23 protein-coding genes and 1 riboswitch are annotated in these 23007 nt (G+C 69.5%); of the genes, 9 read left to right on the top strand and 14 right to left on the bottom strand.

From position 1 onward, the window contains the following. Position 1 precedes the first annotated feature (1 nt). On the top strand, positions 2–358 hold the full coding sequence (locus LWP59_RS08880; RefSeq protein ID WP_373299406.1) for a DUF742 domain-containing protein: 357 nt from the start codon (positions 2–4) through the stop codon (positions 356–358). Continuing rightward, entirely contained in the window at positions 339–950 is a 612-nt protein-coding gene (locus LWP59_RS08875) for a GTP-binding protein (RefSeq protein WP_144642266.1), read from the top strand. Before LWP59_RS08880 ends, LWP59_RS08875 begins: the two co-directional genes overlap by 20 nt. A gap of 60 nt (positions 951–1010) precedes the next feature. Here LWP59_RS08875 and LWP59_RS08870 read toward each other — a convergent pair whose 3' ends face one another. The 3 genes from LWP59_RS08870 to LWP59_RS08860 form a co-directional block, all read right to left on the bottom strand. Further along, complete coding sequence (locus LWP59_RS08870) at positions 1011–1349, bottom strand: P-II family nitrogen regulator (protein ID WP_144642265.1); 339 nt, start codon at positions 1347–1349, stop codon at positions 1011–1013. Then, on the bottom strand, positions 1346–2662 hold the full coding sequence (locus LWP59_RS08865) for an ammonium transporter (RefSeq protein ID WP_144642264.1): 1317 nt from the start codon (positions 2660–2662) through the stop codon (positions 1346–1348). Before LWP59_RS08865 ends, LWP59_RS08870 begins: the two co-directional genes overlap by 4 nt. 135 nt (positions 2663–2797) lie before the next feature. Then, positions 2798–3376, bottom strand: a complete 579-nt coding sequence (locus LWP59_RS08860; RefSeq protein WP_144642263.1) for a hypothetical protein — start codon at positions 3374–3376, stop codon at positions 2798–2800. 144 nt (positions 3377–3520) lie between these two features. On the opposite strand from LWP59_RS08860, the gene LWP59_RS08855 reads away from it, so the two are divergent. The 3 genes from LWP59_RS08855 to LWP59_RS08845 all read left to right on the top strand — a co-directional run bounded on the left by LWP59_RS08855 (position 3521) and on the right by LWP59_RS08845 (position 7223). Then, positions 3521–5071 (top strand): S53 family peptidase, encoded by a 1551-nt coding sequence (locus LWP59_RS08855; protein WP_144642262.1) that lies wholly within the window; start codon positions 3521–3523, stop codon positions 5069–5071. Positions 5072–5281: 210 nt separating this feature from the next. Beyond that, positions 5282–5464, top strand: a riboswitch (cobalamin riboswitch). 47 nt (positions 5465–5511) lie between these two features. Then, complete coding sequence (nicT, locus tag LWP59_RS08850) at positions 5512–6570, top strand: Nickel transporter NicT (protein ID WP_144642288.1); 1059 nt, start codon at positions 5512–5514, stop codon at positions 6568–6570. 65 nt (positions 6571–6635) lie between these two features. After that, complete coding sequence (locus LWP59_RS08845; RefSeq protein ID WP_144642261.1) at positions 6636–7223, top strand: TIGR03086 family metal-binding protein; 588 nt, start codon at positions 6636–6638, stop codon at positions 7221–7223. Between the two features lie 42 nt (positions 7224–7265). Here LWP59_RS08845 and LWP59_RS08840 read toward each other — a convergent pair whose 3' ends face one another. The 3 genes from LWP59_RS08840 to LWP59_RS08830 are packed head-to-tail and all read right to left on the bottom strand — an operon-like array spanning position 7266 to position 9720. Then, positions 7266–8129 (bottom strand): carboxymuconolactone decarboxylase family protein, encoded by an 864-nt coding sequence (locus LWP59_RS08840; RefSeq protein WP_144642260.1) that lies wholly within the window; start codon positions 8127–8129, stop codon positions 7266–7268. Continuing rightward, positions 8126–9349, bottom strand: coding sequence for an RNA polymerase sigma factor (locus LWP59_RS08835; RefSeq protein ID WP_144642259.1), 1224 nt, complete (start codon positions 9347–9349; stop codon positions 8126–8128). The genes LWP59_RS08840 and LWP59_RS08835 overlap by 4 nt, the downstream gene beginning before the upstream one ends. Continuing rightward, positions 9346–9720, bottom strand: coding sequence for a YciI family protein (locus LWP59_RS08830; RefSeq protein ID WP_144642258.1), 375 nt, complete (start codon positions 9718–9720; stop codon positions 9346–9348). The genes LWP59_RS08835 and LWP59_RS08830 overlap by 4 nt, the downstream gene beginning before the upstream one ends. Before the next feature lie 214 nt (positions 9721–9934). Here LWP59_RS08830 and LWP59_RS08825 point away from each other — a divergent pair, with 214 nt between their 5' ends. Both LWP59_RS08825 and LWP59_RS08820 read left to right on the top strand, forming a co-directional pair. Further along, positions 9935–10633 (top strand): hypothetical protein, encoded by a 699-nt coding sequence (locus tag LWP59_RS08825; protein ID WP_144642257.1) that lies wholly within the window; start codon positions 9935–9937, stop codon positions 10631–10633. A 300-nt stretch (positions 10634–10933) separates the two neighbouring features. Then, a complete protein-coding gene (locus tag LWP59_RS08820; protein ID WP_144642256.1) occupies positions 10934–12520 on the top strand; it encodes an AMP-binding protein in 1587 nt (528 codons plus the stop codon). A gap of 240 nt (positions 12521–12760) precedes the next feature. Here LWP59_RS08820 and LWP59_RS08815 read toward each other — a convergent pair whose 3' ends face one another. Together LWP59_RS08815 and LWP59_RS08810 are read right to left on the bottom strand one after the other, a co-directional pair. Next, a complete protein-coding gene (locus LWP59_RS08815; RefSeq protein ID WP_222425643.1) occupies positions 12761–14161 on the bottom strand; it encodes a glycoside hydrolase family 28 protein in 1401 nt (466 codons plus the stop codon). A 102-nt stretch (positions 14162–14263) separates the two neighbouring features. After that, positions 14264–15478 (bottom strand): PP2C family protein-serine/threonine phosphatase, encoded by a 1215-nt coding sequence (locus tag LWP59_RS08810; RefSeq protein WP_186383384.1) that lies wholly within the window; start codon positions 15476–15478, stop codon positions 14264–14266. A gap of 91 nt (positions 15479–15569) precedes the next feature. On the opposite strand from LWP59_RS08810, the gene LWP59_RS08805 reads away from it, so the two are divergent. Together LWP59_RS08805 and LWP59_RS08800 are read left to right on the top strand one after the other, a co-directional pair. Then, entirely contained in the window at positions 15570–16943 is a 1374-nt protein-coding gene (locus LWP59_RS08805; protein ID WP_229857307.1) for a cytochrome ubiquinol oxidase subunit I, read from the top strand. Between the two features lie 10 nt (positions 16944–16953). After that, the gene (locus LWP59_RS08800) at positions 16954–17976 is read left to right on the top strand and encodes a cytochrome d ubiquinol oxidase subunit II (RefSeq protein WP_144642253.1); all 1023 of its coding nucleotides are present in this window, start codon (positions 16954–16956) and stop codon (positions 17974–17976) included. Between the two features lie 520 nt (positions 17977–18496). Here LWP59_RS08800 and LWP59_RS08795 read toward each other — a convergent pair. The 6 genes from LWP59_RS08795 to LWP59_RS08770 form a co-directional block, all read right to left on the bottom strand. Continuing rightward, positions 18497–18880, bottom strand: a complete 384-nt coding sequence (locus LWP59_RS08795) for a hypothetical protein (protein WP_144642252.1) — start codon at positions 18878–18880, stop codon at positions 18497–18499. Between the two features lie 8 nt (positions 18881–18888). Next, on the bottom strand, positions 18889–19056 hold the full coding sequence (locus LWP59_RS08790; protein ID WP_186383383.1) for a hypothetical protein: 168 nt from the start codon (positions 19054–19056) through the stop codon (positions 18889–18891). A 3-nt stretch (positions 19057–19059) separates the two neighbouring features. Continuing rightward, positions 19060–19860 carry a HEPN domain-containing protein gene (locus LWP59_RS08785; protein ID WP_144642251.1) on the bottom strand — a complete coding sequence of 267 codons (801 nt, stop codon included), beginning with the start codon at positions 19858–19860 and terminating at the stop codon, positions 19060–19062. Positions 19861–20026: 166 nt separating this feature from the next. Next, positions 20027–21475: an aldehyde dehydrogenase gene (locus LWP59_RS08780; protein WP_144642250.1), complete on the bottom strand. Its 1449-nt coding sequence runs from the start codon at positions 21473–21475 to the stop codon at positions 20027–20029. Between the two features lie 40 nt (positions 21476–21515). Beyond that, positions 21516–21707, bottom strand: a complete 192-nt coding sequence (locus LWP59_RS08775; protein ID WP_144642249.1) for a hypothetical protein — start codon at positions 21705–21707, stop codon at positions 21516–21518. An 18-nt stretch (positions 21708–21725) separates the two neighbouring features. After that, positions 21726–23006, bottom strand: a complete 1281-nt coding sequence (locus tag LWP59_RS08770; protein ID WP_144642248.1) for a peptidylprolyl isomerase — start codon at positions 23004–23006, stop codon at positions 21726–21728. Between the last annotated feature and the right edge of the window lies 1 nt (position 23007).

Below are 23007 nucleotides of genomic sequence, written 5' to 3'. Positions count from 1 at the left end.
GGTGGACGCATCACCGTACGACGAGTCGGGTCCGCTCGTCCGGCCGTACTTCCTGGCCGGCGGCCGCAGCCGCCCCGCGCGCACCGACCTGGAGCTGATCACCCTCGTGGTCTCGGTGACCGAGCAGATCCGCGAGACGGTCAGCCCGGAGCACGCGCGGATCGTGCGGCTGTGCCGGGAACCGTGTTCGGTGGCCGAGGTCTCGGCGCTGACGAACCTGCCGCTGATGGTGGTGAAGGTGCTGCTGAGCGACCTGATCGACCGCGGGTACCTGATCCACCGGTCGCCGCCGAGCACGACCGAGATCCCCAGCCGAGAACTACTCCAGGCGGTCCTTGATGGCATCAGAAGGCTCTGAGCACACCGCCCCGGCGCTGGCCACGGCGGTGAAGATCCTCGTCGCGGGTGGGTTCGGCGTCGGCAAGACCACGATGGTCGGGGCGGTGAGCGAGATCCGGCCGCTGCGCACCGAGGAGATCCTCAGCGACGCGGGCGCCGGTGTGGACGACCTGTCCGGGCTCGAGGGCAAGACCACGACGACGGTCGCGATCGACTTCGGCCGCATCACGATCAGCCCCGAGCTGGTGCTGTACCTGTTCGGGACGCCGGGGCAGCAGCGGTTCTGGTTCATGTGGGACGAGCTCGCCCGCGGCTCCCTCGGCGCGGTCGTGCTCGCCGACCCGCGCCGGCTCGACACCAGCTTCGCCGCCGTGGACTTCTTCGAGCGCCGCGAGGTCCCGTTCGTCGTGGGCGTCAACTGTTTCGAGCACGCGCCCGTCTACCACGCCGAAGAGGTGCGCGCGGCGCTGGACCTGGACCGCGAGATCCCCGTCGTCCTGTGCGACGCCCGCCGCCGTGAACCGGGCAAGAAGGTGCTCGCGACACTCCTGGAACACCTGATGCACCTGGGCGATCGCCAGTGGGCGGGCTACCAGCCGGGGGTCCGCTGATCGGCCGCGAGCGCAGGAGTACTCGGCACGGCACCCGGCGGCGTCTGGAAAACGCACGGCTCAGATCGCGTCCGTGCCCCGTTCGCCGGTGCGCACCCGCACCACCGCGTCGACCGGGGTGACCCACACCTTGCCGTCCCCGATGCGGCCGGTCCGGCACGCCGCCACCACCGCGTCCAGTGCCTTGTCCACAATGGAGTCGTCCAGCAGGATCTCCACCCGCACCTTGGCCACGAAGTCCACCGAGTACTCGGCGCCGCGGTAGACCTCGACGTGGCCCTTCTGCCGGCCGTAACCCTGTACCTCGCTCACCGTCATGCCGAGCACGGAAAGCCGTTCCATGGCTTCCCTGACGTCGTCCACGACGAACGGGCGTACGACCGCGGTCAGCAGCTTCACGGGCGTCCTCCTTCCACGAAACCGGCCGCCATCGACCGGCGGCTGGGATGAACGGCCAGATCGTAGGCGCTCTCCGCGTGCTCGGCCTCGTCGATGCCGTCCAGCTCGGCCTCGCGGGCGGCACGCAGGCCGATGGTCCGGTGGATCACCCAGGCGATGACGAGGGTGACGACGAGGGAGTACCCGAGCGCGGCGAAGGTGGCGACCGCCTGCCGCCAGAGCTGGTCGAGCCCGCCGCCGTAGAACAGCCCGTCCGCGCCCGCGCTGTTCACGCCCTTGCTCGCGAACAGCCCGATGAGGATCATGCCGGTGAACCCGCCGATCCCGTGCACCGCGAGCACGTCGAGCGAGTCGTCGAGGCGCAGCCGGTACTTCAGCCCGATCGCCAGCGAGCAGACCACGCCCGCGACCACGCCGATCGCGGCGGCGCCGAGCGGCTCGACGTAGCCGCAGCCCGGGGTGATGCCGACCAGCCCCGCCACGGCGCCGGAGGCCGCGCCCAGGGTGGTCGGCTTGCCGTCCCGGAACTGCTCGACGAGCAGCCACCCGACGACCGCGGTCGCCGCGGCGGTGGTGGTGTTGAGGAAGGAGGTCGCGGCCACGCCGGAGGCGCCCAGCGCCGAACCGGCGTTGAACCCGAACCAGCCGAACCACAACAGCCCGGCGCCGAACATCACGAACGGCAGGTTGTGCGGCCGGACCGCCTGCCGCGGCCAGCCGTGCCGGTGCCCGATCACGATGGCGAGGGCCACCGCCGCCGCACCGGAGTTCACCTCGACGGCGGTGCCGCCCGCGAAGTCGAGGGCGTGCAGCTTGTTGACCAGCCAGCCGCCCGTGCTGCCGGGCCCGGCGAACCCGTCGAAGGCGAAGACCCAGTGCGCGAGCGGGAGGTAGACCAGGGTCACCCAGACCACGACGAACAGCAGCCACGGCCAGAACCGCGCGCGTTCCGCGATCGCGCCGACCAGCAGGGCGACGGTGATGACCGCGAACATGAGCTGGAACCCGGCGAACGCGAGGAGCGGGACCTGATGGCCGGGCGGGCCGACGGTGGTGTTGGTGAGCCCGTGCAGGCCGGCCAGCCGGAAGTCGCCGATCAGCCCGGCGAAGCCGTCGTTGCCGAAGGCCAGGGAGTAGCCGTAGAGCAGCCACACCACGCCGACCGCGGCCAGGCAGCCGAACGTCAGCATCATGACGTTGAGGACGCTTCTGGAGCGGACCATGCCGCCGTAGAAGAGTGCCAGCCCGGGCGTCATCAGCATTACCAGCGCGGCCGAGCCCAGCAGCCACGCCGTGTCCCCGGTGTCGATCACCAGCCACCTCCTCCTGTTAGAGGCATGTTGCCCGACGAGAGGCCGCAGGTCACTCATGGTTGTGGGTGACGTCACCGCGAGTCGCGAATGATCGGGTCGGACATTCAATCCGCTACCGGCCCGCCGGCCGGAGGTTCAGAAGGCCTCGCTCCTGGTGTTGGTGGGTGATCGTCCGTAGATCTCCCGGATCCGCTGCGCGAGCGCGGACTGGGCTTCCTCCAGCGCCGTCGCCGCGTAGTTGAACGCCGCCTTCGCCTGCTCGACCGTCGCCACCTCGAAGTGCAACTGGAGCGATGCGCGGGCCGTCCGGACGAGCTCCCGGATCCGGTCGTCGAGGACCAGACCTTCCAGGGCGTGCAATCGCAGGCCCGCCTCCGACACCTCGTTCATGATCCGGACGTCGACCCCGCCCCGCCAGCGGTAGTTCGGCCCGGCGATGTTCTTGCCCTCCATCGGGAAGTACGCGTTGAACGTCCCGCGCGCGAACTCCGTGAGTGCTTCGTGGGCGTCGATGAGCTTCTGCAGCTCGAACACCTCGCGGCGCTCGTGCTCGGTTCGGGTGTTTTCCACCGGTTCGGGGGCGACGGCGGGCGGCTCTTCGCGGCGCTTCGCGCGGCGGCCCTTCAGCCAGTCGCACAGCATGTTGAACCCGGCACCGAGCACGAACGCGGCCAGCAGCCAGACCGCAGACCAGTGTGTCCCCAACCAGCCCATGATCACTCCTCGTGGGTGCGGTGATCGGAGGGTAGTCCCCATGGCAAGCGGTTGGGCAGTGCCCCGGACAAGAATCGTTCACAGCGCGGGAAAACCCGTTCTCCCCCATTGGCGGGCGGGCCGGATCCCGGCGACGATACGACGATGACGGAAGCCCAGCGTGTCCCCCTTCCCGGAAGTGCCCGTACCGAGCTGACCGGCGCCGAACTCCTCGGCCCCGCCGACCCGGAAGCCACCATCTCTGCGACCCTCGTCCTGCGGCGGCGCGCCGAACTCGACGAAGCCGCCCTGACGGGGCCGGAATTCCTCACCCCGGCGGCACTGGCCGAGCGGTACGGCGCGGCCGACGAGGACGTGCGCCGGGTGCGCGAGACCCTCACCGCCGCCGGCCTGACGGTCATCGAAGAGCATCCCGGGTCGCGACGAGTGGTCGTCACTGGGCCGGTGCGCGCGCTGAACGACGTCTTCGGCACCGAACTCAGCCGGGTGCGCGTGCGCGACGGCGGCGCCGAGCACCACGCCCGGACCGGCGAGCTGTCCTTGCCCGCCGTGCTCGACGGCGTCGTGACTGCCGTGCTGGGGCTGGACGAACGCGACCAGGCTCGCGCCCAGTTCCGGGTCTACAGCGGCACCGAGGCGGCGCAGTCGGTCACTCCGGACCAGCTCGGTTCGCTCTACGACTTCCCGCCGCACACCGACGGCGCCGGCCAGACCGTCGCGATCATCGAACTCGGCGGCGGCTTCACCACCAGCGATATCGACGACTACTTGAGCGGTTTGAACCTTCCGGTGCCGCAGGTGAGCGCGGTCGAGGTGGACGGTGTCAAGAACGCGCCGACCGGTGACCCCAATTCCGCGGACGGCGAGGTGCTGCTCGACATCGAGGTCATCGGCGCGCTCGCGCCCGGGGTGACGCAGTTGGTCTACTTCGCACCGAACACCGACCAGGGCTTCCTGGACGCCGTGAGCACCGCGATCCACGCGACACCGACGCCGGCTGCGGTGAGCATCAGCTGGGGCCAGTCCGAAGACCAGTGGACGGAACAGGCCCGCACCGCGATGGACCAGGCCTTCGCCGACGCCGCCGCGCTCGGCGTGACCATTTGCGCCGCCAGCGGGGACAGCGGGAGCACCGACGGGGAGACGGACGGCAAGCAGCATGCCGACTTCCCCGCGTCGAGCCCGCACGCGCTCGCGTGCGGCGGCACCCATCTCGACGCGACGCCACCGTCGACGATCACCGCGGAGACGGTGTGGAACGCCGGCGGCGGTGCGAGCGGTGGCGGGGTCAGCGATGCGTTCCCGGTGCCTGATTTCCAGACCTCGGCCGGAGTGCCGGCGCGCGCGGACGGCGGGACCGGCCGCGGCGTGCCCGACGTGGCAGGCAATGCCGACCCCGCGACCGGGTACCAGATCCTGGTCGATGGACAGCAGGCCGTGGTGGGCGGCACGAGCGCGGTCGCGCCGCTGTGGTCCGCCCTGATCTGCCGCCTGGCGCAGGGCGCCGGGCGCCGGTTCGGGCTGATCCACACCCAGCTGTACCAAGGCGCGCAGCCCGGCAGGCCGCAACCCGGCTTCCGCGACATCACCGACGGCGACAACGGGGCCTACCAGGCCGCCGCGGGCTGGGACGCCTGCACCGGCCTCGGCTCCCCCGACGGCGCCGCACTCCTGCGGGCCCTGACCGCGGGCTAGGGAGCGTCCGCGAGCCGGGCTGGCTGGGAGCGCTCCCGGCCGATCCGGCTCGGCCGGACCAGTGCCGCGACGACCGCCGCGAGCGGGCTCGTCGCGGTGCCGGCCCTCGGCATGCCCATACCCGGCCGAACGCTTGCGCACCTGACTGCCCGAGAGACTTCTAACGGTTGGCAGTGTTCTACGTCGCTTGCCGCGCCCGCGTTGCGGCACTTACAGTGACTGAGCCGTGGTGCTCGGGAAGCCGGTGTGAAGCCGGCGCGGCCCTCGCCACTGTGAAACGGGAAGTTCACGATCCACGCCTCCGGGCAGCCACTGGACGCCACAGCGTCCGGGAAGGCGGACCGTGCGCGTCGACCCGTCAGCCAGGAGACCGGCCACGGCACCGTGTGACCATCCACGAGGTGCTGGAAGGCGGTCTGTCCGTGAGCGTGTCCCCGTCCCTGTCCTGGCAGCGTCAGGACGTCTACCGAAGTCTCGTACTGCTACTGGCGCTGCTCCTGCTGCACGCGGTGGCGTTCGGGATCCTGGCACTGCTGGTCGTGCCCCAGCGCTACGCGGTCGGCACGCAGGTGTTCGGCGTCGGGCTCGGCGTCACCGCGTACACGCTCGGTATGCGCCACGCGTTCGACGCCGACCACATCGCCACGATCGACAACACCACCCGCAAGCTGATGGCCGAAGGCAAGCGGCCGGTGTCGGTGGGGTTCTGGTTCGCCCTCGGCCACTCGACGATCGTCGTCGTGCTGGCCGCGCTCGTCGCGCTCGGCGCGCACAGCGCCATGAGCTGGGCCGACGACGGCTCCGGCGTGCACCACGTGCTCGGCGCGATCTCCACCACGGCCTCCGGCGGTTTCCTCTACCTCATCGGGATCCTCAACCTCGTCGCACTGGCCGGGATCTGGCGCGTGTTCCGCAAGCTCCGGCAGGGCCGGTTCGACGAGACCGAGCTCGAGGCGCAGCTGGACTCGCGGGGGTTCCTCGCCCGCATCCTGGGCCCGCTCACCCGGTCCATCCGCAGGCCGGGTCAGATGTACCTGATCGGGTTGCTGTTCGGGATCGGCTTCGACACCGCCACCGAGGTGCTGCTGCTCGCACTCGCCGGCTCCTCGGCCGCGGCCGGACTTCCGTGGTACGCGATCCTGTGCCTGCCGCTGCTGTTCGCCGCCGGCATGAGCCTGTTCGACACCCTCGACGGCACGTTCATGAACTTCGCCTACCACTGGGCCTTCGCCAACCCGGTGCGCAAGGTCTACTACAACCTCACCATCACCGGCCTCTCGGTCACCGTCGCCCTGGTCATCGGCACCATCGAACTGGTCACCGTCGCCCGCGACGACCTGGGCTGGTCCGGTCCCGTGGTCGACTGGATCGCGGCCATCGACCTGGGCAACGTCGGCTACCTCGTGGTGGCGTTGTTCGTCGTCGTCTGGGCCGTCGCCCTCACCTACTGGCGCCTGGCGAAGGTGCAGCACCGCTGGGACACCGACTCGTCCAGCTGAGCTGTCGAGTCCGGCGCCCGCCGATCGTCCTCGGGGTGCAGCTCACCTCGAGAAAGGGATCGACGATGGACACGATGGAGTGGTACCGGCGGGCGCAGGACGGGTTCGACGACGTGCTGGCGAGCGTTCCGCCGGGCCGGTGGGACTCGCCGTCCACCTGTCCCGGGTGGACGGTTCGAGACGTCGCCGGGCACGTGGTCTGGGGCCAGCTCCAGCTGCGGGCGTGGGCGACCGGGGCGGATTTCGCCGATCGCTCGGGCGCTCCGGGGGCACCACATCCCGCGGGCCTGGCGGGCGAGGATCCGGTGACGAGCTGGCGGACCGCGCGCGACGCGTCGTTGGCCACGTTGACCGAGGACGCGCTGACCCGGCCGACGACGATCCCCGGGATGGGCGAGGTTCCGGTCGTGGCGGTGGTGAGGCTGCTCCGCACCGATCTCGTGGCGCACACCTGGGACATCGGGCACGCGCTGGCGATGGACGTGCGGCTCGATCCGGTGCTGGTGACGATGGCGTTCGAGTGGGCGCGGGCGCACGCGGTGCGCCGGCCCGGGTTCTTCGGCCCGGAGCTCACCCCGCCCGGGGAGGCGGACGAGCAGGCCCGGATGCTCGCCTTCATCGGGCGGGCGGCCTGGCAGCCGGTCGCGGCGTGACCTTCCGGTGTGGGAGGAGCGCGAATCTCCTTCCACACCGGTTCAGCCTTCGTCGGCAGCGCCCAGGAGGGCGTCCCGTCCCTCGGTGAAGGTCCGCAGTGCGGCGCCGACCGCGGCGGCGACGGTGACCTCGAAGATCTCGTTCTCGCTGTGCCCGGCCTCCCTGAGCCGGTCGAGGTCGCTGTCCGTCAACCGGTACGAGGCATCGCGGACGATCGCGGTGTAGGACAGCCACGGCTCTTCGAGCCCCTCGCCCGTGGCGGCCGCCGCGCGCAATGCCGGGTCGGTCATGGCGGGCGCGTCGAGCGCGGCGTGCCTCAGGTTCTCCACGGGGTCGCCGCTGTCGGCATGCTCACCGCCGGCCAGCAGGAAGCCGGGGAAGCGGTAGCCGGACCGGTGCAACGCGCGGGTGCCGACGGACAGCTGACCGTCGCGCAGCTCGAAGCCGAAGGCGTTCGCGAGCCGGTTGACGATGTCCCACACGACGTTGATCTGCAACGCCGCCAGGACCGCCGCCCGCGGCAGCCCGGCGACGACACGGGCGTCGTGGGTTTCGAGGAACTCGCGGACTTCGCGTAGCTCCGGGCGGACGGACGCGGGATCGTCCGGGTCGACCTCGCCGGCACCGGCGATGCGGGTGAGCTCGGCGTGCGTCACGATGCAGAACGGGCACTGGTGCCGTTGCGCGATGGACATCGCGAGGTACTCACGCTCCGCGGCGGTCCAGTAGGACGGCCCGCGCATCACCGCTGCGGTGAGGTCCAGCAACCGGCCGGTGAGGAAGTCCGGCCGGTACAGCAGCATCTTCACGATGTCCGGACTGTCCACTCGCGACAGCTTGGCCGTGACGGCGATGAACGCCTTCGCGCGGCGCCGGTGACCGTGGTCGAGGATCGACAGTCTCATCTGGACTCCGGGGTGTCGAGGGCGAGCAGCCGCCCGGCGAGGTAGCGCCGGTCGGCGGGGTTGGTGGCGAGCTCGTGCGCGCGCCGGTAGGCGGCCGCTGCCGCACCGCTCCGGCCGAGGCGGCGCAGCAGGTCGGCGCGAGCGGCGTGCAGCAGGTGGTAGCGCTCGAGCCCGTCGATCCGGTCGATCAGGGCGAGCCCGTCGGTGGGTGTGGTGGCCATGGCCACGGCGACCGCGCGGTTCAGCGCGACCACCGGCGACGGCGCGAGCGCGAGCAGCTCCGTGTACAGCGCGGCGATGCGAGGCCAGTCGGTCTGTTCCGCGGACGGCGCCTGGGCGTGCAGCGCGGCGATCGCGGCCTGCACCTGGTAGGGACCGGGCGTGCCGTGGCGCAGCGCCCGGCCCAGCACTCGGACCGCTTCGACGATCTCGGCGCCGTTCCAGCGCGCGCGGTCCTGGTCCGCCAAGAGGACCACCTCGCCGGTGTCGCTGTACCGGGCCGCCGCGCGCGAGTCGTGGAGCAGCAGCAACGCGACCAGGCCGAGCGCCTCGGGTTCGTCGGGCATCAGGGTGGCGATCAGCTTCGCGAGCCGGATGGCCTCCTGCTGGACGGTGTGCCGCTCGGTGTCCGCGGTGTACCCCTGCGTGAAGATCAGGTACACCACCGCGAGCACGCCGTCCAGCCGTTCCGGCAGGAGGTGGTCGGCGGGCACCTCGAGACTGATCCCGGCGTCGCGGATCTTCCGTTTCGCGCGCACCAGGCGCTGCGCCAGCGTCGCCTCGCCGACCAGGAACATCCGCGCGATCTGAGCCGCGGTCAGCCCGACCACGGCCTGCAGGGTCAGCGCCACCCTGGCCTCCTCGGCCAGCGCCGGATGACAGCAGGTGAAGATCAGGCTGAGCCGCTCGTCCCCCACGCTGACCAGCCGGTCCTCGCTGAAGTCCGTCATCGTGACCGTCCCGGCCGCCGTCTGCTCCTGCTTCTCCTGGCCCACCCTGGCCCGGCGCAGCCGGTCGATGGCCTTGTTGCGCGCGGCGGTCAGCAGCCAGGCCACCGGGTCGCCGGGCACGGTGTCCTCCCAGCGGCGCAACGCCAGCGTGCAGGCGTCCTGCAGCGCGTCCTCCGCGAGCTCGAAGTCGCCGAGGATGCGGACCAGCGCGGCGAGCATCCGGGCGCGGTGCTCCCGGTAGACCCGCTCGACGACCTCCGTGGCACTCACTCCCCCGAGGCCGCCAGGTGCCGCAGGCCCGGCACCCCGGCGAGGGGCCGCACCTCGATCGAGCCCTGCTCGGCCATCGGGCACAGGGCGGCCAGCTCCAGGGCCTCGTCGAGGTTGCGGCAGTCGAGGACGTAGTAGCCGCCGAGGTGCTCGTGGGTCTCGGCGAACGGCCCGTCGGTGATCAGGGTCCGGCCGTCGCGCACGCTCACCGTGGTGGCGGTGCTCTCGGACTGCAGCGGATCGCCCGACACGAACGCACCCCGGCCGCGGCACTCGTCGGCGAACGCGTTGACCCTCGCCAGCGCCTCGGCGAACTCCGGGTCGCCCGGCTCGGGCCGTTCACAGTTGTAGATCAACAGCATGTACCGCATGTGCGCTCCCCGTCGTCCGTGCCGGTCTCTGCAGAGAATGACGAACAGGCCGACGGTATCTCGACACGCGGCCGGGTACTGATTATCGGCGTTCCCCCGAGCCTGCGCGAACGTTGTCCCCCGGTCTGGTCGGCATGAAATGGTGGTTCCCGCTGAGACCTGTCTGGGTGGTATGTCCCCGGCGTACGATTTCCTTGGGCCGAGGAGGTGCCCGATGGTCTGCAGCCTGTCGGCAGGGGAACTGCGTTCGTTGATGGCGGTCGTCGAGGATGGCCCACGTGACGATCCGAACCAGGCGACGCCGTGGGCCGCCCTGGACCGGCTGTGCGACCTGGTTCCCTGCGATTCGGTGGATTTCAAGGAACTCGACATCCTCAGTGAGGACGTTGTCGTCTACCAGTCGCTACAGAGCGGAATGCGGCTACTGGATCACGAGGGCCGGTGCGGCTCGGGCGAAGGGTTCTGGAAGCTCCGACGCGATTTCCTGCCCTGCAGTTACCCGGCGCGAACCGGCGATCTGGCAAGCGTCACATTGTGGTCGGATTTCTACACGCTCCGTGAGTTGCGCAACGCCCCGATGTTCGCCGACCTCTACGCCAGAGACGGTCGCAAGCACAGCATGTTGCTTTCGTTTCCCACCGTCCCGGGGCAGACCCGGCGAATGCAACTGTGGCGTGCTGACGGCCCTGACTTCAGCGAACGCGACCGCTTGCTGTTGCAGCTCCTCAGGCCACATCTCTACGAGGTCCACCTCGATGCCCAGCGACGCCGGAACGCGGTTCCCTCGTTGAGCCGGCACGAGGTCGAGGACCGCACCGGAGTCCGCAGCCGCAGGTTGGCTGTCGCGCTCGTGATGCCAGATCTGAGCGCCGCTGATCCCCGTTTGCCTGATCCAGGCGCGGTCACGAAATAGGCCTGAAGGCGAATACCCGTGCGGTCATCGGGCGAGCAGCATGAGAACTGTCAGGAACTCTTCGTGACCTGTGCTCCGTCATTCAGGGCGATCCGCCGAAAGCCCTGAGTAAATCACCACCACCCACCGATCTCGTCAGGCGATGTAGCCATGTCCTCTCTCAGCCCCTGTGCCGGACGGCAGCTCCCTGTTGATCTCGACGTGCCCGGCACTCCAGTGTTCACCGCATCCGCGGGCTGAACGGGCACTTCCCGGTCCGACCGGTTCCGCCGCGCACGGCACGTGGCTAGCGTGAACGGCGTGCCCAACCTTTCGTACTGGCCTGCTCGCGACACCGATCTGGTGCGCGACGAAACCGTGGGCGACCTGCTTCGCGAGACCGCCGAGCGGCTCCCGTCCGCGGTGGCCTTGGTAGAGGGGGTGGCCGATCCCGCCGCCCGCCGGCACTGGACGTACGCGGAGTTGCTCGGCGAAGCGGAACAGGCTGCGCGGGCGTTGCTCGGCAGGTTCGCGCCCGGCGAACGGGTTGCCGTGTGGGCCAACAACATTCCCGAGTGGATCGTGCTCGAGATGGCGGCCGCACTGGCCGGCGTGACGCTCGCGACCGTCAATCCCGCGCTGCGGCCGGCCGAACTCGAGCATGTGCTCGGCCAGTCCCGCTCCTCGGGCGTCTTCCTGCTGAAGTCCTACCGCACCAACCCCATGGCCGACTCGCTCGCGAGCGTGCGGCAGGAATTGCCGGGCCTGCGGGAGACGATCTTCTTCGAGGACTGGGCGCAGTTCCGTGCCTCCGGTTCGCCGACGGAGAAGTTCCCGGTCGTCGAACCCGGTGACGCCGCACAGATCCAGTACACCTCCGGCACCACCGGCGTGCCCAAGGGCGCTGTCCTGCAACACCGGGGCATCACCAACAGCGCGCGCCTGACCTACGTCCGGACCTTCGACGCGCGACCGGACGACGTGTTCGTCAACCCGATGCCGCTGTTCCACACCGCGGGCTGCGTGCTGACGACGCTTTCGTCGATCGCGAGTGGGAGCAGGCAAGTGCTCCTGCCGCATTTCGACCCGGCGCTGCAGCTGCACGTGATCGAGTCGGAACGCGGCACCACGTTCGGTGGCGTGCCGACGATGCTCATCGCGATGCTCGGGCATCCGGACTTCCCGAAAACGGATCTGTCCTCGGTCCGGTTCGCGCTCTCCGGCGGCGCGACGGTGCCACCGGACCTCGTGCGCCGCGTCGAAGAGTCACTCGGCGTGCCGATGACGCTCTGCTTCGCGCAGACCGAAGCCTCGCCCGGCATCACGACCACCCGCCTCGACGACGATCCCGCCGACCGGGCGGAGACGCTGGGCCGTCCGATCCCGGGTGTCGAGGTCAGGATCGTCGACCCGTCGAGCGGGGAAACCGTGCCGTTCGGGCAGGTCGGCGAGCTGTACACGCGTGGTTTCCACGTGATGACCGGGTACTTCGACCTGCCGGAGCAGACCGCGGAGACGATCGACGGCGAGGGCTGGCTGCACACCGGCGACCTGGTGAGCATGGACAGCCGCGGCTACTGCCGGATCGAGGGCCGGGTCAAGGAGATGATCATCCGCGGCGGCGAGAACATCTATCCCCGCGAGATCGAGCACGTGCTGTTCGCGCATCCGGACGTCGTCGACGTCGCGGTCGTCGGCATTCCGGACGAGACGTGGGGCGAACAGGTCGCGGCCTTCGTCAAGCTCGCGCCCGAAGCGACCGCGGGCGAGGACGAACTCTTCACCTATGTGCGCGAACGCCTCGCGCCACACAAGGCTCCGCGGATCTGGCAGTTCGTCGACCGGTTTCCGATGACGGGGTCAGGCAAGATCCAGAAGTTCCTGCTGCGGGACCGGTTCAGCGCTTGACGATCACCATCCCGCCACGGTTGCTGCGTCGATCCGTGAAAGTCGAGCACAGGCGGCGCGCCGGCAGCGGCAGGACCAGATCCTCATCGACGAGCTGCACGCGGCCGAGCTATCTCCTCCTGTCGCACTGGCGGCCTGTTGCATCGCGCGGGAAGCGGTCACGAACGCGGGCCGGCGGCGCCGGGACAACGGTGAGCCACACCAGTCCGGCGGCAACCGGACCGATGACCTCGGGTGCCCTTAGCCGCTGACCGGTTGTCCGCCGATGGTCACCCCGTTCAGCTGGAGATCGGCGATGTACTGGGCAACGTTCGTCCCGGACATCGAGGCGATGGCGACGTCGGTCAGCGTCACGCTGCCGATGGGGTTCTCCTGGTAACCGGCCATCTGCCAGCCCTGCTCGCAGGCCTGCACCGTCCAGTCGGCCAGGTTGATGTCCGTCACGGTCGGCGGATACTTTCCGGTGTCGCCCTCGCCGTAGCTGTAGTCGATCAGCAGCATCGGGCCACCGATCGTACCGGCCGCGATCCGTCCCAAGTGGACGTTCTCGACGAAACCGCCGCGCACCGAGTTGGTCTTGATGCGGTGCCCGCTTTGCAGGTTCGGGCTGTTCATGGTCAGGTCGCGCGCGTAGACATTGCGCACTCCCCCGGTCATCTCACTGCCGATGGTCACTCCGCCGTGGCCGTTGGCGAAGCTGCTGCGCTGGATCACGAGGTTCTGGCACGGCACGTTCACGCGCCTGCCGTCGGTGTTGCGGCCCGCCTTGATCGCGATGCAGTCGTCGCCGGTGTTGAACGAGCAGCCGGTGACGACGACGCCGTCACAGGACTCGGGATCGCACCCGTCGGTGTTCGGTCCTGCCGAGTCGACGGTCACCCCGTCGACGACCACGTTGCCGCACAGCACGGGGTTGAGATGCCACGCTGGGCTGTTGCGGAACGTGACGCCTTCGATCAGCACGGTGTCGCAGCGGTAGGGTTGGACGAACAGCGGCCGGAAGTGGAAGCCAGGGCCGAAAACGCGCTGCGGCACCGGGACGCCGGCATTGGCCTGGGCCTCCAGCTGCGCGAACTCCTGGTCGCTGGGCGCCTTCCAGTCCCACCAGTGCGTCGCGTCGGCCTGGCCGTCCAGTTCCCCGGTGCCGGTGATCGCGATGTTGCGCTGGTCGTAGGCGTAGATCAGCGGCGAGTAGTTCATGAACTCGATGCCCTGCCAGCGCGTGCGGACCAGTGGCAGGTAAGCGTTCGGATCGGTGCTGAAAAGGATCCGGCTGCCCTGTTCGAGGTGCAGGTCGACGTTGCTGAGCAGGTGGATCGGACCGGTCGCGTAAACGCCGCGCGGCACGAGGACGTGCCCGCCGCCCGCCCGGTGGCACGCCTCGATCGCGCGCCGGAACGCGGCCGTGCAGTCGGTGCGCCCGTCATCGATGGCGCCGAACTCCGTGACCGGGAACCACCTCGCGGGAAAGCGCGGGCGGCGCACCGTTGCCAGGATCCGCGCGGCTCCCGCGTCGAGGGCCCGCAGCTCGGCGTCTCGCCCGTCAGCCGCGGCCACCCCACCTGGCAGGGAAACGGCCAGTGCTCCACCGCCCACGAGGCACAGGCGCAGCAACGTACGCCGGCCAAGCTCTCCCGCCACCACGGGCACCTCCGGTGGTACCTCGGATCGCTTACGTGAGCGGCAAGGTTAGGTCGCCGGCGAACCGTGGTCAACGGCCGTTCGTCGGGTACCGGCCGACGTTCACGGTTGGGGTAGCAGCTGGTGGCTGGCTTCGGTGGTCCACTCCAGAAGCAGGAGAGTGGCGTCATCCTGCAGGTGGCCGTTCTGGTGTGTCAGGACGGCTTGGGTGAGGCGTCGTAGTGTCTCGGGCGCGGGCAGGCCGGCGGCTTCGTGCTGCTCGGTGAGCTCGACGAGGCGGTCGAGGCCGAACAGTTGACCGCTGGGGTTTCGGGCTTCGACGACGCCGTCGCTGTAGAACAGGAGCCGGTCACCGGGGTCGAGTTGCTCCTCGCCGAGTTCGGGCATGGTCGTGGCCAGGTGCCCGAGACCCAGTGGTGGTCGTATCGGGGCCTGCAGGGTCTTGATCCGCCGGCCCTTGCGCAGCAGCACAGGTGGCGGGTGGCCCGCGATCAGGTAGCTCAGGACCCCGGTGTCCAGGTCGAGCTCGGCCAGCACGGCGGTGGCGAAGACGTGCTCGTGGTGGAGAAGGTTCTGGTCGTGGATGGTGCGGTCGGCGAGGGCCGCGGACTCGATCAGCCCATCGCCCCGGCGCCGGGCGTTGCGGGTGGCGGCCAGGGCGATCGCTGTGGTCAGTCCCGCGGACAGGTCGTGGCCCATGGCGTCGAAGATCGCCACGCGCGCTCGCTGCCCGTCGACGGCGTAGTCGTAACCGTCACCGCCGACCTGGTCGTAGGGTTCCATCAAGGCGGTGACCACGACCTGCTCACGGGCGAAGGTCTGTGGTGGCAGCAGCTGCCACAACAGTTCCGACGCCACCGACAACGGCTTCGTCCGGCGCACTGTGTGGAACAGGTCGCTGTAGTGCAGCTTGGTGAGCACCAGGTGCCCGAGCAGGCTGACCAGAACCCAGCACTGCTCACGCACCCATTGGTCATGCGGGTCGGCACCGGGGGGCAGGGTCAGCCGCGCCACACCAAGCCTTTCGGTGCCGTTGAGGACCGGCATCCACAGGTGCGCCGGTTCCCCGCCCCGGGCCGCTACCGGGATGATGTCGGTCAGCCGGAAGGCCCGCATCGCCGTATCCACGTCCGGCGAACGGCCATCCGCGGAGCGCAGCTGTTGCTGTCCCAGGTCGATCAGGTACAGCTCGAGCGACACCCCGACCTTGTCCAGCGCCTCTCCGACGATGCGCAACACGTCGCCCGCAGCCGCCAGGTGAGCCCTGTTCACGATTTCGGAGAACACGGCATGCCAGGACTCAACGCGCTCGATCATCCAGGAAGGGTAACCACCCGGCATGCCCGAACGCCGTCGGCGGAACCCGGCCAGGTCGTTTAGACCTCGGAAGCCTGGGAAGGCTGCATCCGTGACGGGGATCGTGCTGGCTGTCGTGCGTCCGGGAGATCTCGCGGCTGCCCGTGCCCAGATGGGGTTCTCGCTGGCCTGGCACATCGTGCTGGCATGCCTCGGCGTGGGCCTGCCGCTGCTGACCGTGCTCGCGGAATGGCGCGGCATTCGCACCGGCGACCAGAGCTACCGCCTGCTGGCCCGGCGCTGGGCGCGCGCGATGGGCGTGCTGTTCGCGGTGGGGGCGGTGTCCGGCACGATCCTCAGCTTCGAGATGGGCCTGCTGTGGCCGGGCCTGATGGGCACGTTCGGGCAGGTGATCGGCCTGCCGTTCGCGATGGAGGGCATCGCGTTCTTCATCGAGGCGATCTTCCTCGGCATCTACCTGTACGCGTGGGACCGGCTGGAGCCGCGCAAGCACGTACTGACCGGGCTGCCGATCATCGTCGCCGGGATCGCGTCCGCGTTCTTCGTGGTGTGCGCCAATGCCTGGATGAACCAGCCACGCGGTTTCACGTTGCAGGACGGCCGGGTGACGGCGGTGCAGCCGTGGGCCGCGATGTTCAACCCGGCGGCCCCGCCGCAGACCGTGCACATGATCCTCGCCGCGGTCATGGTCGCGTGCTTCCTCACCGCGTCGGTGTACGCGGTCGCGCTGCTGCGCGGCCGCCGCGATCGCTACCACCGGCTCGGCTTCTTCCTGCCGTTGACGATCGGCGCCGTGGTCACGCCGGTTCAGATCGTGGTGGGTGACTGGGCGGCCCGGTTCGTGGCGAACTACCAGCCGACGAAGCTCGCCGCGATGGAGGGCGTCTACCACACGGGGACGCATGTTCCGCTGACGATCGGTGGCATCGCGCAGGGTGACCGGCTGCGGTACGGACTGGAGATCCCCGACGGGCTGTCCCTGCTCGTCGGGTACAGCCCGGACACCGAGATCCGCGGGCTCGACCAGGTGCCGCGTGACCGGTGGCCGCCGGTGACCGGGGTGCACCTCGCGTTCGACCTCATGGTGGGGGTGGGGTTCTTCCTGCTGCTGGTGGCGGTCTGGCTGGCGGTCGGCGCGTTCCTGCGCCGGCGCCGCGGGCGCTTCCTGCTTCCGCGCGCGTTCTGGGTGTTCGGGCTCGTCGCCGGCCCGGCCGCCGTCGTGGCGCTGGAGGCGGGGTGGACGGTCACCGAGGAGGGGCGGCAGCCGTGGATCGTGCAGGGGGTCATGAGCGTGCGCGACGCCGTGAACCCCGCGCCGGGCCTGATGGTGGGCCTGTGGCTGGTGCTGGTCGTGTACGCCGGGATGACCGTCGGCGTGGTGTACGTCCTGCGCCGCCTCGCCAAGCAGACCCCGGTGCCGGTCGCACCCCAGGAACGCGACGTCGAGGACTACCCGGTCACCTGAGGAGGCCCGCATGCTGGCGAATCTCACCCTGGCCGTCATGTGGGTCGGGCTGACCTGTTACGCCTTGTTCGCCGGCGCCGATTTCGGCGCGGGCGCGTGGGACCTGCTCGCCGGCGGGCCGCGGCGCGGCGCCGAGCAACGGGCGCTGATCGAGCACAGCATCGGCCCGGTGTGGGAGGCCAACCATGTCTGGCTGATCTTCGTGGTGGTGCTGCTGTGGACGGGTTTCCCGCCGGTGTTCGCGGCGGTGATGTCGACCCTGTACCTGCCGCTGACGTTCGCCGCGCTGGGCATCATCGCGCGCGGCGCGTCGTTCGCGTTCCGGAAGGTCAGCAGCGAACCGCGGCTGCGCCAGGTGTTCGGCGGGCTGTTCGCCGGCTCGTCGGTCGTGACGCCGTTCTTCCTCGGCACCGTCGCGGGCGCGGTCGCGACCGGCCGGGTGCCGCCCGGACTCGGCGCCGGCAACCCGTACACCAGCTGGACCGGGCCATCGTCGCTGCTCGGCGGCGTGCTCGCGGTGCTGGCGTGCGCCTACCTGGCGGCGGTCTACCTCTGCCAGGACGCGACTCGGTCGGGTGAGCCGCAGCTGGCCGAGGCCTTCCGGCGGCGCGCGCTCGCGACCGGCGCCGTCACCGGGGCGGTGGCGCTCGCCGGCATCGCGATCCTGCACTCGGACGCGCCGCAGCTGTTCGCGGGCCTGACCGGGCGCGCCCTGCCGCTGGTGATCTTCTCGGCCGTGGCCGGCGCCGCGGAGTTCCCCCTGCTGTGGCGGCGCCACTACGTCACAGCCCGCGTGGTGGCGGCGCTGGCGGTGACCGCGATCCTGTGGGGCTGGGCCGTGGCTCAGTATCCCGTCCTGCTGGAACCGAACGTGACGGTCGCGGCCTCCGCGGCGCAGAACAGCGTGCTGGCGCCCACGCTCGTCGCACTGGCCGTCGGCGCGGTCATCCTGGTGCCGTCGCTGTGGTGGCTGTACTCGCTGTTCCAGCAACGCCCCCGCGAGCGGACCCGGACGCTGCGGGCGATGCGCTGACGGCAGTCTTTGGTGGCGGCGAGCGTTCGGATCATCGCGAGTGATGTCCAACGCGATGTCGATATCGGCTTGCTTGAGTCACCGCCGGCATACAAAAACTCTCCGAGCGCCGCGTTAGCTCCAGAACCGCGCGGACAGTCCAAGAAGGGGCAAGATGCAGGTCAAAAGCCCGTTGTCGGCGTGGTTGAGGCCCTTTCACACCCGACCAAGCCCGTCCGCCGGTTGCTGGAGAAGGCGCTGACGTGGGCAAACGACGCACCTCGTGCCCCGGAGCACCGACCCCGGAGCCGTTGCCGGACGGCCAAGCAGCTTCATGCGACCGAGATCGATGCGCTAGTACGGGTCTACCAACAGGACAAAGGCGCCACGGTGTACACCCTGGCGAGGCAGTTCGGCATCTCGCAAACCGCACTGCGGAACCAGTTGCACCGAGCCGGGATCCCGAAAGCTGAGCGGTATGGGCGGCGGGGGCGGAACCCAGGCTAAAGCAAACAGCCAGCACAGAACTGGTCACGCCCCACTACGCTGCGCGTCGGTTTACCTCGCACCGCTTTAACAGGTAGTAGCCCATGACCTCACCCTTGATGGCGACATTCTGCCCTGAGGACATGAACTTGTCCCGGCTCTCCTGGCCCTGTTCGACGAAGACGAACGAGCCATTGACCAGCTCCCGACCTTCCTGACACACGGAGTTGAGCACCGCGACCGGATCGCTCGTCTGCTTGGTTGTAGTGCCGCCAACCATCGCCACGATGACGGCTTTCTGGTTCATCACGTCGATGACGTACTGGAACACCTGGTCGCCTCTCGCGAAGCCTGCCCGGGCCCGACCCGCCGGAGATCGCTCGAAGGCCGCGCGTTCCCGCTCCACTCCTTGGAGCCGCTTCTGCGCCAGACGCGGCATAGACCCACTCAGCCCAGGTGGAGACGTAGGTGATGTCGGCGACCCACAGCCTGGTCCAGCGCCAGGGGCGCGAGCTGGCGCTGCACCAGGCCCTCAGGCCGCTTCGCGGCCGGATCCGGGATCGTGGTGCGCTTGACCTCGCCCCGGAACGAGCCCCGCAACTGCATCTCGCCCATGAGTCATTCCACGTGCAACGTGCGATCGGTGGCGCGTGCGCTGGGCGTTCCCGGTTGAGGGAACGGTGCTCGTAGTAGGCCGGCTGCCGCGGCGGGGCGCGACAGTTCGCTCAGCACCAGGTGTAGCGCCCGGCCGACTACGAGACCAAGGTCCTCAACCAACCGGGCGAGGTCTTCGGTGGTTGCTCCACGGAGGAGCGTCATCGGGCGGCGGACCGGGTGGTCACCATGAACTTCCGCATTGCGTAGCCGGTACGGGGCCCTGACGAACCGCTCTACCTCCTCGCGCCCGACGTTCAGTAGCCGGTCACCTGCCAGGAGTCGTCCGGCGTTCGCAGCCGCAGGCGCCCCCTTCTGCTTCCCCCCGACCCCAAGTCGCTTGAGGAACAGCGCTTCGCAACAGATGACGAGGTCGATGAGCCGGTCCTCCGGCTGAGCCTTGGAACCGGCGAACACGAACCGACGCAACGCAACCTGCAACGACCGGTCTTCTCGAACCGCCAGGTTCCCGAGCATCTCGTACACCTCGCGCACGGCCTCGACCTGCTCGTCGGTGAGCACCTGCGTCGGCCTGCTGCTGTCAGCCGCAACTACGGCCGGCAGGGCAGCGCTTCCGTCCACCGTCGGCGGGAAGTCGTCGTCGTGCTGGGCATGGATCGGGCGCGTTGCCACAACAGAGCCGCCGCACACGATCCGTAGAGCGGTGACCAGCCGCTGTGCTGGTTCCGCGGCGCAGCCGCGAATATCATGTGGGCGTTGGACCCGTTCCAGTTCTCCGTCTCCACCTGAACCGGTGTCGGCCACGTCGGACCTGAGTCGTCGGCTCCGAGCACCGGTGCTGACTCCGGCCGCCCGGAGCGAGCGCGACTGGTCCGTGAACGAAGCGGTTCACAACTCTGCGCCGACCGGTGAAGGGGGACCGGACGCGACCGGCGTCCGGCCCCCGTCACCGGCGCTCTCCGCGACGGATCTACCGCCGGTCCAGGTAGACCGACTGCAGCTGCTGATAAGCAGCCAATCCCTCAGGCCCGAGCTCCCGGCCCAGCCCGCTCGACTTGACCCCACCGAACGGCGCAGTGGGATCGGGCAGGTACGCGTTGATCCCGATTGTTCCCGTGTTGACGCGCTTAGCGACATCGGCTCCACGTTCGGGATCCGCCGTCCAGACCGAACCGCCCAGCCCGTAGTCCGAATCATTGGCAATGCGCACCGCGTCATCGATCCCGTCGTAGGGGATGACCGACAGCACCGGGCCGAAGATCTCCTCCTGCGCAATGGTGAAGTTGTTGTCCACATCGGCGAACACCGTGGGCTGGACGAACCATCCCCGGTCGAGCTGCTCGGGGCGCCCGCCGCCGACGGTCAGCCGAGCTCCTTCCGCCTTGCCCTTGGCGATGTAGGACTCGACGCGGTCGCGATGGCGCGCGCTGACCATCGGACCGATCTGCGTCGTGTGGTCCAGCGGGTCGCCGACGGTGACCCCACCGGCCAGCCCGGTGAAGACGTCGACCACCTGGTCGTACTTGCTGCGTGGGGCCAGGATCCGACTGCCCAGGTAGCAGGTCTGCCCGTTGTTGATGAACGAGGTTGCGAAGAGCTGCTCGATGCTGGTGGACAGGTCCGCGTCGTCCAGCACGATCACGGCCGACTTGCCGCCCAGTTCCAACGTCACCGGTCGAAGCAGCTTGCCGCATGCCTCGCCGATCGCCCGGCCTGCGGCGGTTGATCCGGTGAAGGCGACCTTGTCCACTCCAGGATGGGACACCAGGTAGGCGCCGACCTCACGTCCCGCGGGCACGAAGTTGAGCACTCCGGCGGGCACTCCCGCCTCTTCGGCTGCTTCCGCGAGCAGGAACGTGTCCAGCACCGTTTCAGGGGAAGGCTTCACGACGACAGTGCACCCCGCCGCCATCGCAGGGGCGAGCTTGAAGAACATGAGCGCCTGCGGGAAGTTCCACGGCACGATCGCCCCGACCACGCCGACCGGCTTGCGGCGGACAAGCGTCGTGCCACCGAGCAACCCGGGTCGTTCCTCCTCGTCTACGCTCTCCCGCACCAGGTTCGCGTAGTACCGCAGCAACATGCTGGGGAACGCGCCCTCCAGCTGCTCTGCGATCACGATCGGCATCCCGTTCTGGGAGCTGATCCGGCGCACCATGTCGTCCTTGCGCACGTCGAGGGCATCGGCGAGGCGTTCCATCACCTCCGCCCGCCTGGCAGGCTCCCAGGACGACCAGCCTGAGGGGTCGTCGAACGCGCTTCGCGCGGCCGTGACCGCGTAGTCGATGTCCGCCTCGACACCGAGCGGCACCGACCCCAATTCTTCTTCGGTCGACGCCGAGACGACCTTGATGACGTCGTTGCCCTGAGGACTCGTCCACTGCCCGCCGAGGTACAACTTGTCGTACTGCAGTCCCATCGATGATTCCTTTCGGTGAACTTCGGATTGCGCGGAACAGTCAGATCAGCTCCGCTACGGCGGCGAGCGCGAACAGTGCCGCGACGACTTCGCAACCGAGTGCCCCCCGCCTGAGCACCACGACCTTGTGCTCGCCGTCCTGAGCCGTGCGTGCCAGCGCCGGCGCGTTGCGCCGGCCCCACTCCCCGACCAGACCCAGTGCCCCGGCCAGGACCAGTTGGGAGACAGCCATCGCCCACATGGCGCGACCTCACTTGCCCACTGGTGCCGGCACGGAGGCCGCGGGCTGGCCACCCATCTGGGTCGGCGGCGGCGCGTCGGGATCCTGCGGCCGGTAGTCGTCGGCGTAGCGGACGTCGGCCGCTCGGATCTGCTGAGTGAGCCAGTCCTGCCAGCGGCTCATCATCTGCTCGTCGGTCAGCTGCTGTTTCAGCTGTGCTTGCACGGCATCGAACTGTGCGGGCACCGGCGGGACGATCGATACGACCTTACCGACGTTCCACCCGTACTGGGTTTGCACGGGCCCGAATACGGCGCCGGCGGGAGCGGCGAAGGCGACCTTGGCGTAGTCCGGGTCGAGTTGCCCCGCGCTCAGCGTCCCGAGATCTCCTCCGGAGGCCCTCGTCTGGTCGTCCAGACTGGACGACTTGGCGATATCCTCGAAAACCGCTCCGGAGGAGACCTGGTCCCGGATGTGCTGCGCCTCGTCCTGGGTGCGCACCACGATGTTGTGGATGTCCCGCTTCTCCGGCGTCCCGAGGGACGCTTGCCGCTTCGGGAACGCATCACGGACCTGCTGGTCGGTCACCGTGATCCCCTGTGTCTGTTGACCGAAGAGCTGGTTGACAGCAAGCATGTGCTTGATCTCGTCGAGCACCGCCCCCTCCGAGGTGCCCGCCGCGCCAAGCCCCTGGACGAAGCTCGCGTGTGCGTCGGCTCCGTCGCCGGCCTGTTGCGAGATGTACCTGGTCAACACGTCCTGCGCGGTTTTGTCGGCGATGACGATGCCGTGCTGCCGCGCCTGGTCGTCGAGGATGATCCGCACCGCGTCGGCCTTGGCCACGGCGCGACGGAATCCGTCGAGCTTGGCCGGGTCCGTCGGGATCTGCAGCCCGTACAGTGCGCGCAACCGGTCCGCTTCGGCGTTGAGCTGGTCGATCGTCACCACCGTGTCGCCGACGCGGAACGCGGCGCCGGCGGGCACGCGACCGGCGTTCCACCAGAGATATCCGCCGGTCCCCCCGCCCGCGATCACCACCAGGACGACGACGAGGACGGCCCAGCCCTTCCGGCTTCGGGGAAGGTGCGCGAAAGCGCGCACCCGGGCGAGCAAGGCCCGCAACCGGGACTGCCGACGCGGTTCGTCATCGTCATCGGCTGCCGCGTTCTCGTCGCCGCTCTCGTGTCCGTCGAGGTTTTCGGCTGCTGCGCCGTCCACCTCCTCATCCGCCGCGGCAGGCTCCTCGTCCTGCTCCGCGAGCGTGGCGACCGCACCGGGGGTCACCTCCTCGGTTTCGTCTTCCGCGGGCATG

The sequence above is a fragment of the Amycolatopsis acidiphila genome (assembly GCF_021391495.1).
Taxonomy (GTDB): Bacteria; Actinomycetota; Actinomycetes; order Mycobacteriales; family Pseudonocardiaceae; genus Amycolatopsis_E; species Amycolatopsis_E acidiphila.
This window is presented reverse-complemented; position numbering and strand designations above follow the sequence as displayed.

Excerpts from the sequence above, each read along its gene's own strand:
- LWP59_RS08855 (WP_144642262.1), top strand. The coding sequence starts at position 3,521 with ATGACGGAAGCCCAGCGTGTCCCCCTTCCCGGAAGTGCCCGTACCGAG.
- LWP59_RS08830 (WP_144642258.1), bottom strand. The coding sequence starts at position 9,720 with ATGCGGTACATGCTGTTGATCTACAACTGTGAACGGCCCGAGCCGGGC.
- LWP59_RS08840 (WP_144642260.1), bottom strand. The coding sequence starts at position 8,129 with ATGAGACTGTCGATCCTCGACCACGGTCACCGGCGCCGCGCGAAGGCG.
- LWP59_RS08875 (WP_144642266.1), top strand. The coding sequence starts at position 339 with ATGGCATCAGAAGGCTCTGAGCACACCGCCCCGGCGCTGGCCACGGCG.
- LWP59_RS08770 (WP_144642248.1), bottom strand. The coding sequence starts at position 23,006 with ATGCCCGCGGAAGACGAAACCGAGGAGGTGACCCCCGGTGCGGTCGCC.
- LWP59_RS08795 (WP_144642252.1), bottom strand. The coding sequence starts at position 18,880 with ATGCCGCGTCTGGCGCAGAAGCGGCTCCAAGGAGTGGAGCGGGAACGC.
- LWP59_RS08860 (WP_144642263.1), bottom strand. The coding sequence starts at position 3,376 with ATGGGCTGGTTGGGGACACACTGGTCTGCGGTCTGGCTGCTGGCCGCG.
- LWP59_RS08810 (WP_186383384.1), bottom strand. The coding sequence starts at position 15,478 with ATGATCGAGCGCGTTGAGTCCTGGCATGCCGTGTTCTCCGAAATCGTG.
- LWP59_RS08800 (WP_144642253.1), top strand. The coding sequence starts at position 16,954 with ATGCTGGCGAATCTCACCCTGGCCGTCATGTGGGTCGGGCTGACCTGT.
- LWP59_RS08825 (WP_144642257.1), top strand. The coding sequence starts at position 9,935 with ATGGTCTGCAGCCTGTCGGCAGGGGAACTGCGTTCGTTGATGGCGGTC.
- LWP59_RS08790 (WP_186383383.1), bottom strand. The coding sequence starts at position 19,056 with ATGGGCGAGATGCAGTTGCGGGGCTCGTTCCGGGGCGAGGTCAAGCGC.
- LWP59_RS08780 (WP_144642250.1), bottom strand. The coding sequence starts at position 21,475 with ATGGGACTGCAGTACGACAAGTTGTACCTCGGCGGGCAGTGGACGAGT.
- LWP59_RS08775 (WP_144642249.1), bottom strand. The coding sequence starts at position 21,707 with ATGGCTGTCTCCCAACTGGTCCTGGCCGGGGCACTGGGTCTGGTCGGG.
- LWP59_RS08845 (WP_144642261.1), top strand. The coding sequence starts at position 6,636 with ATGGACACGATGGAGTGGTACCGGCGGGCGCAGGACGGGTTCGACGAC.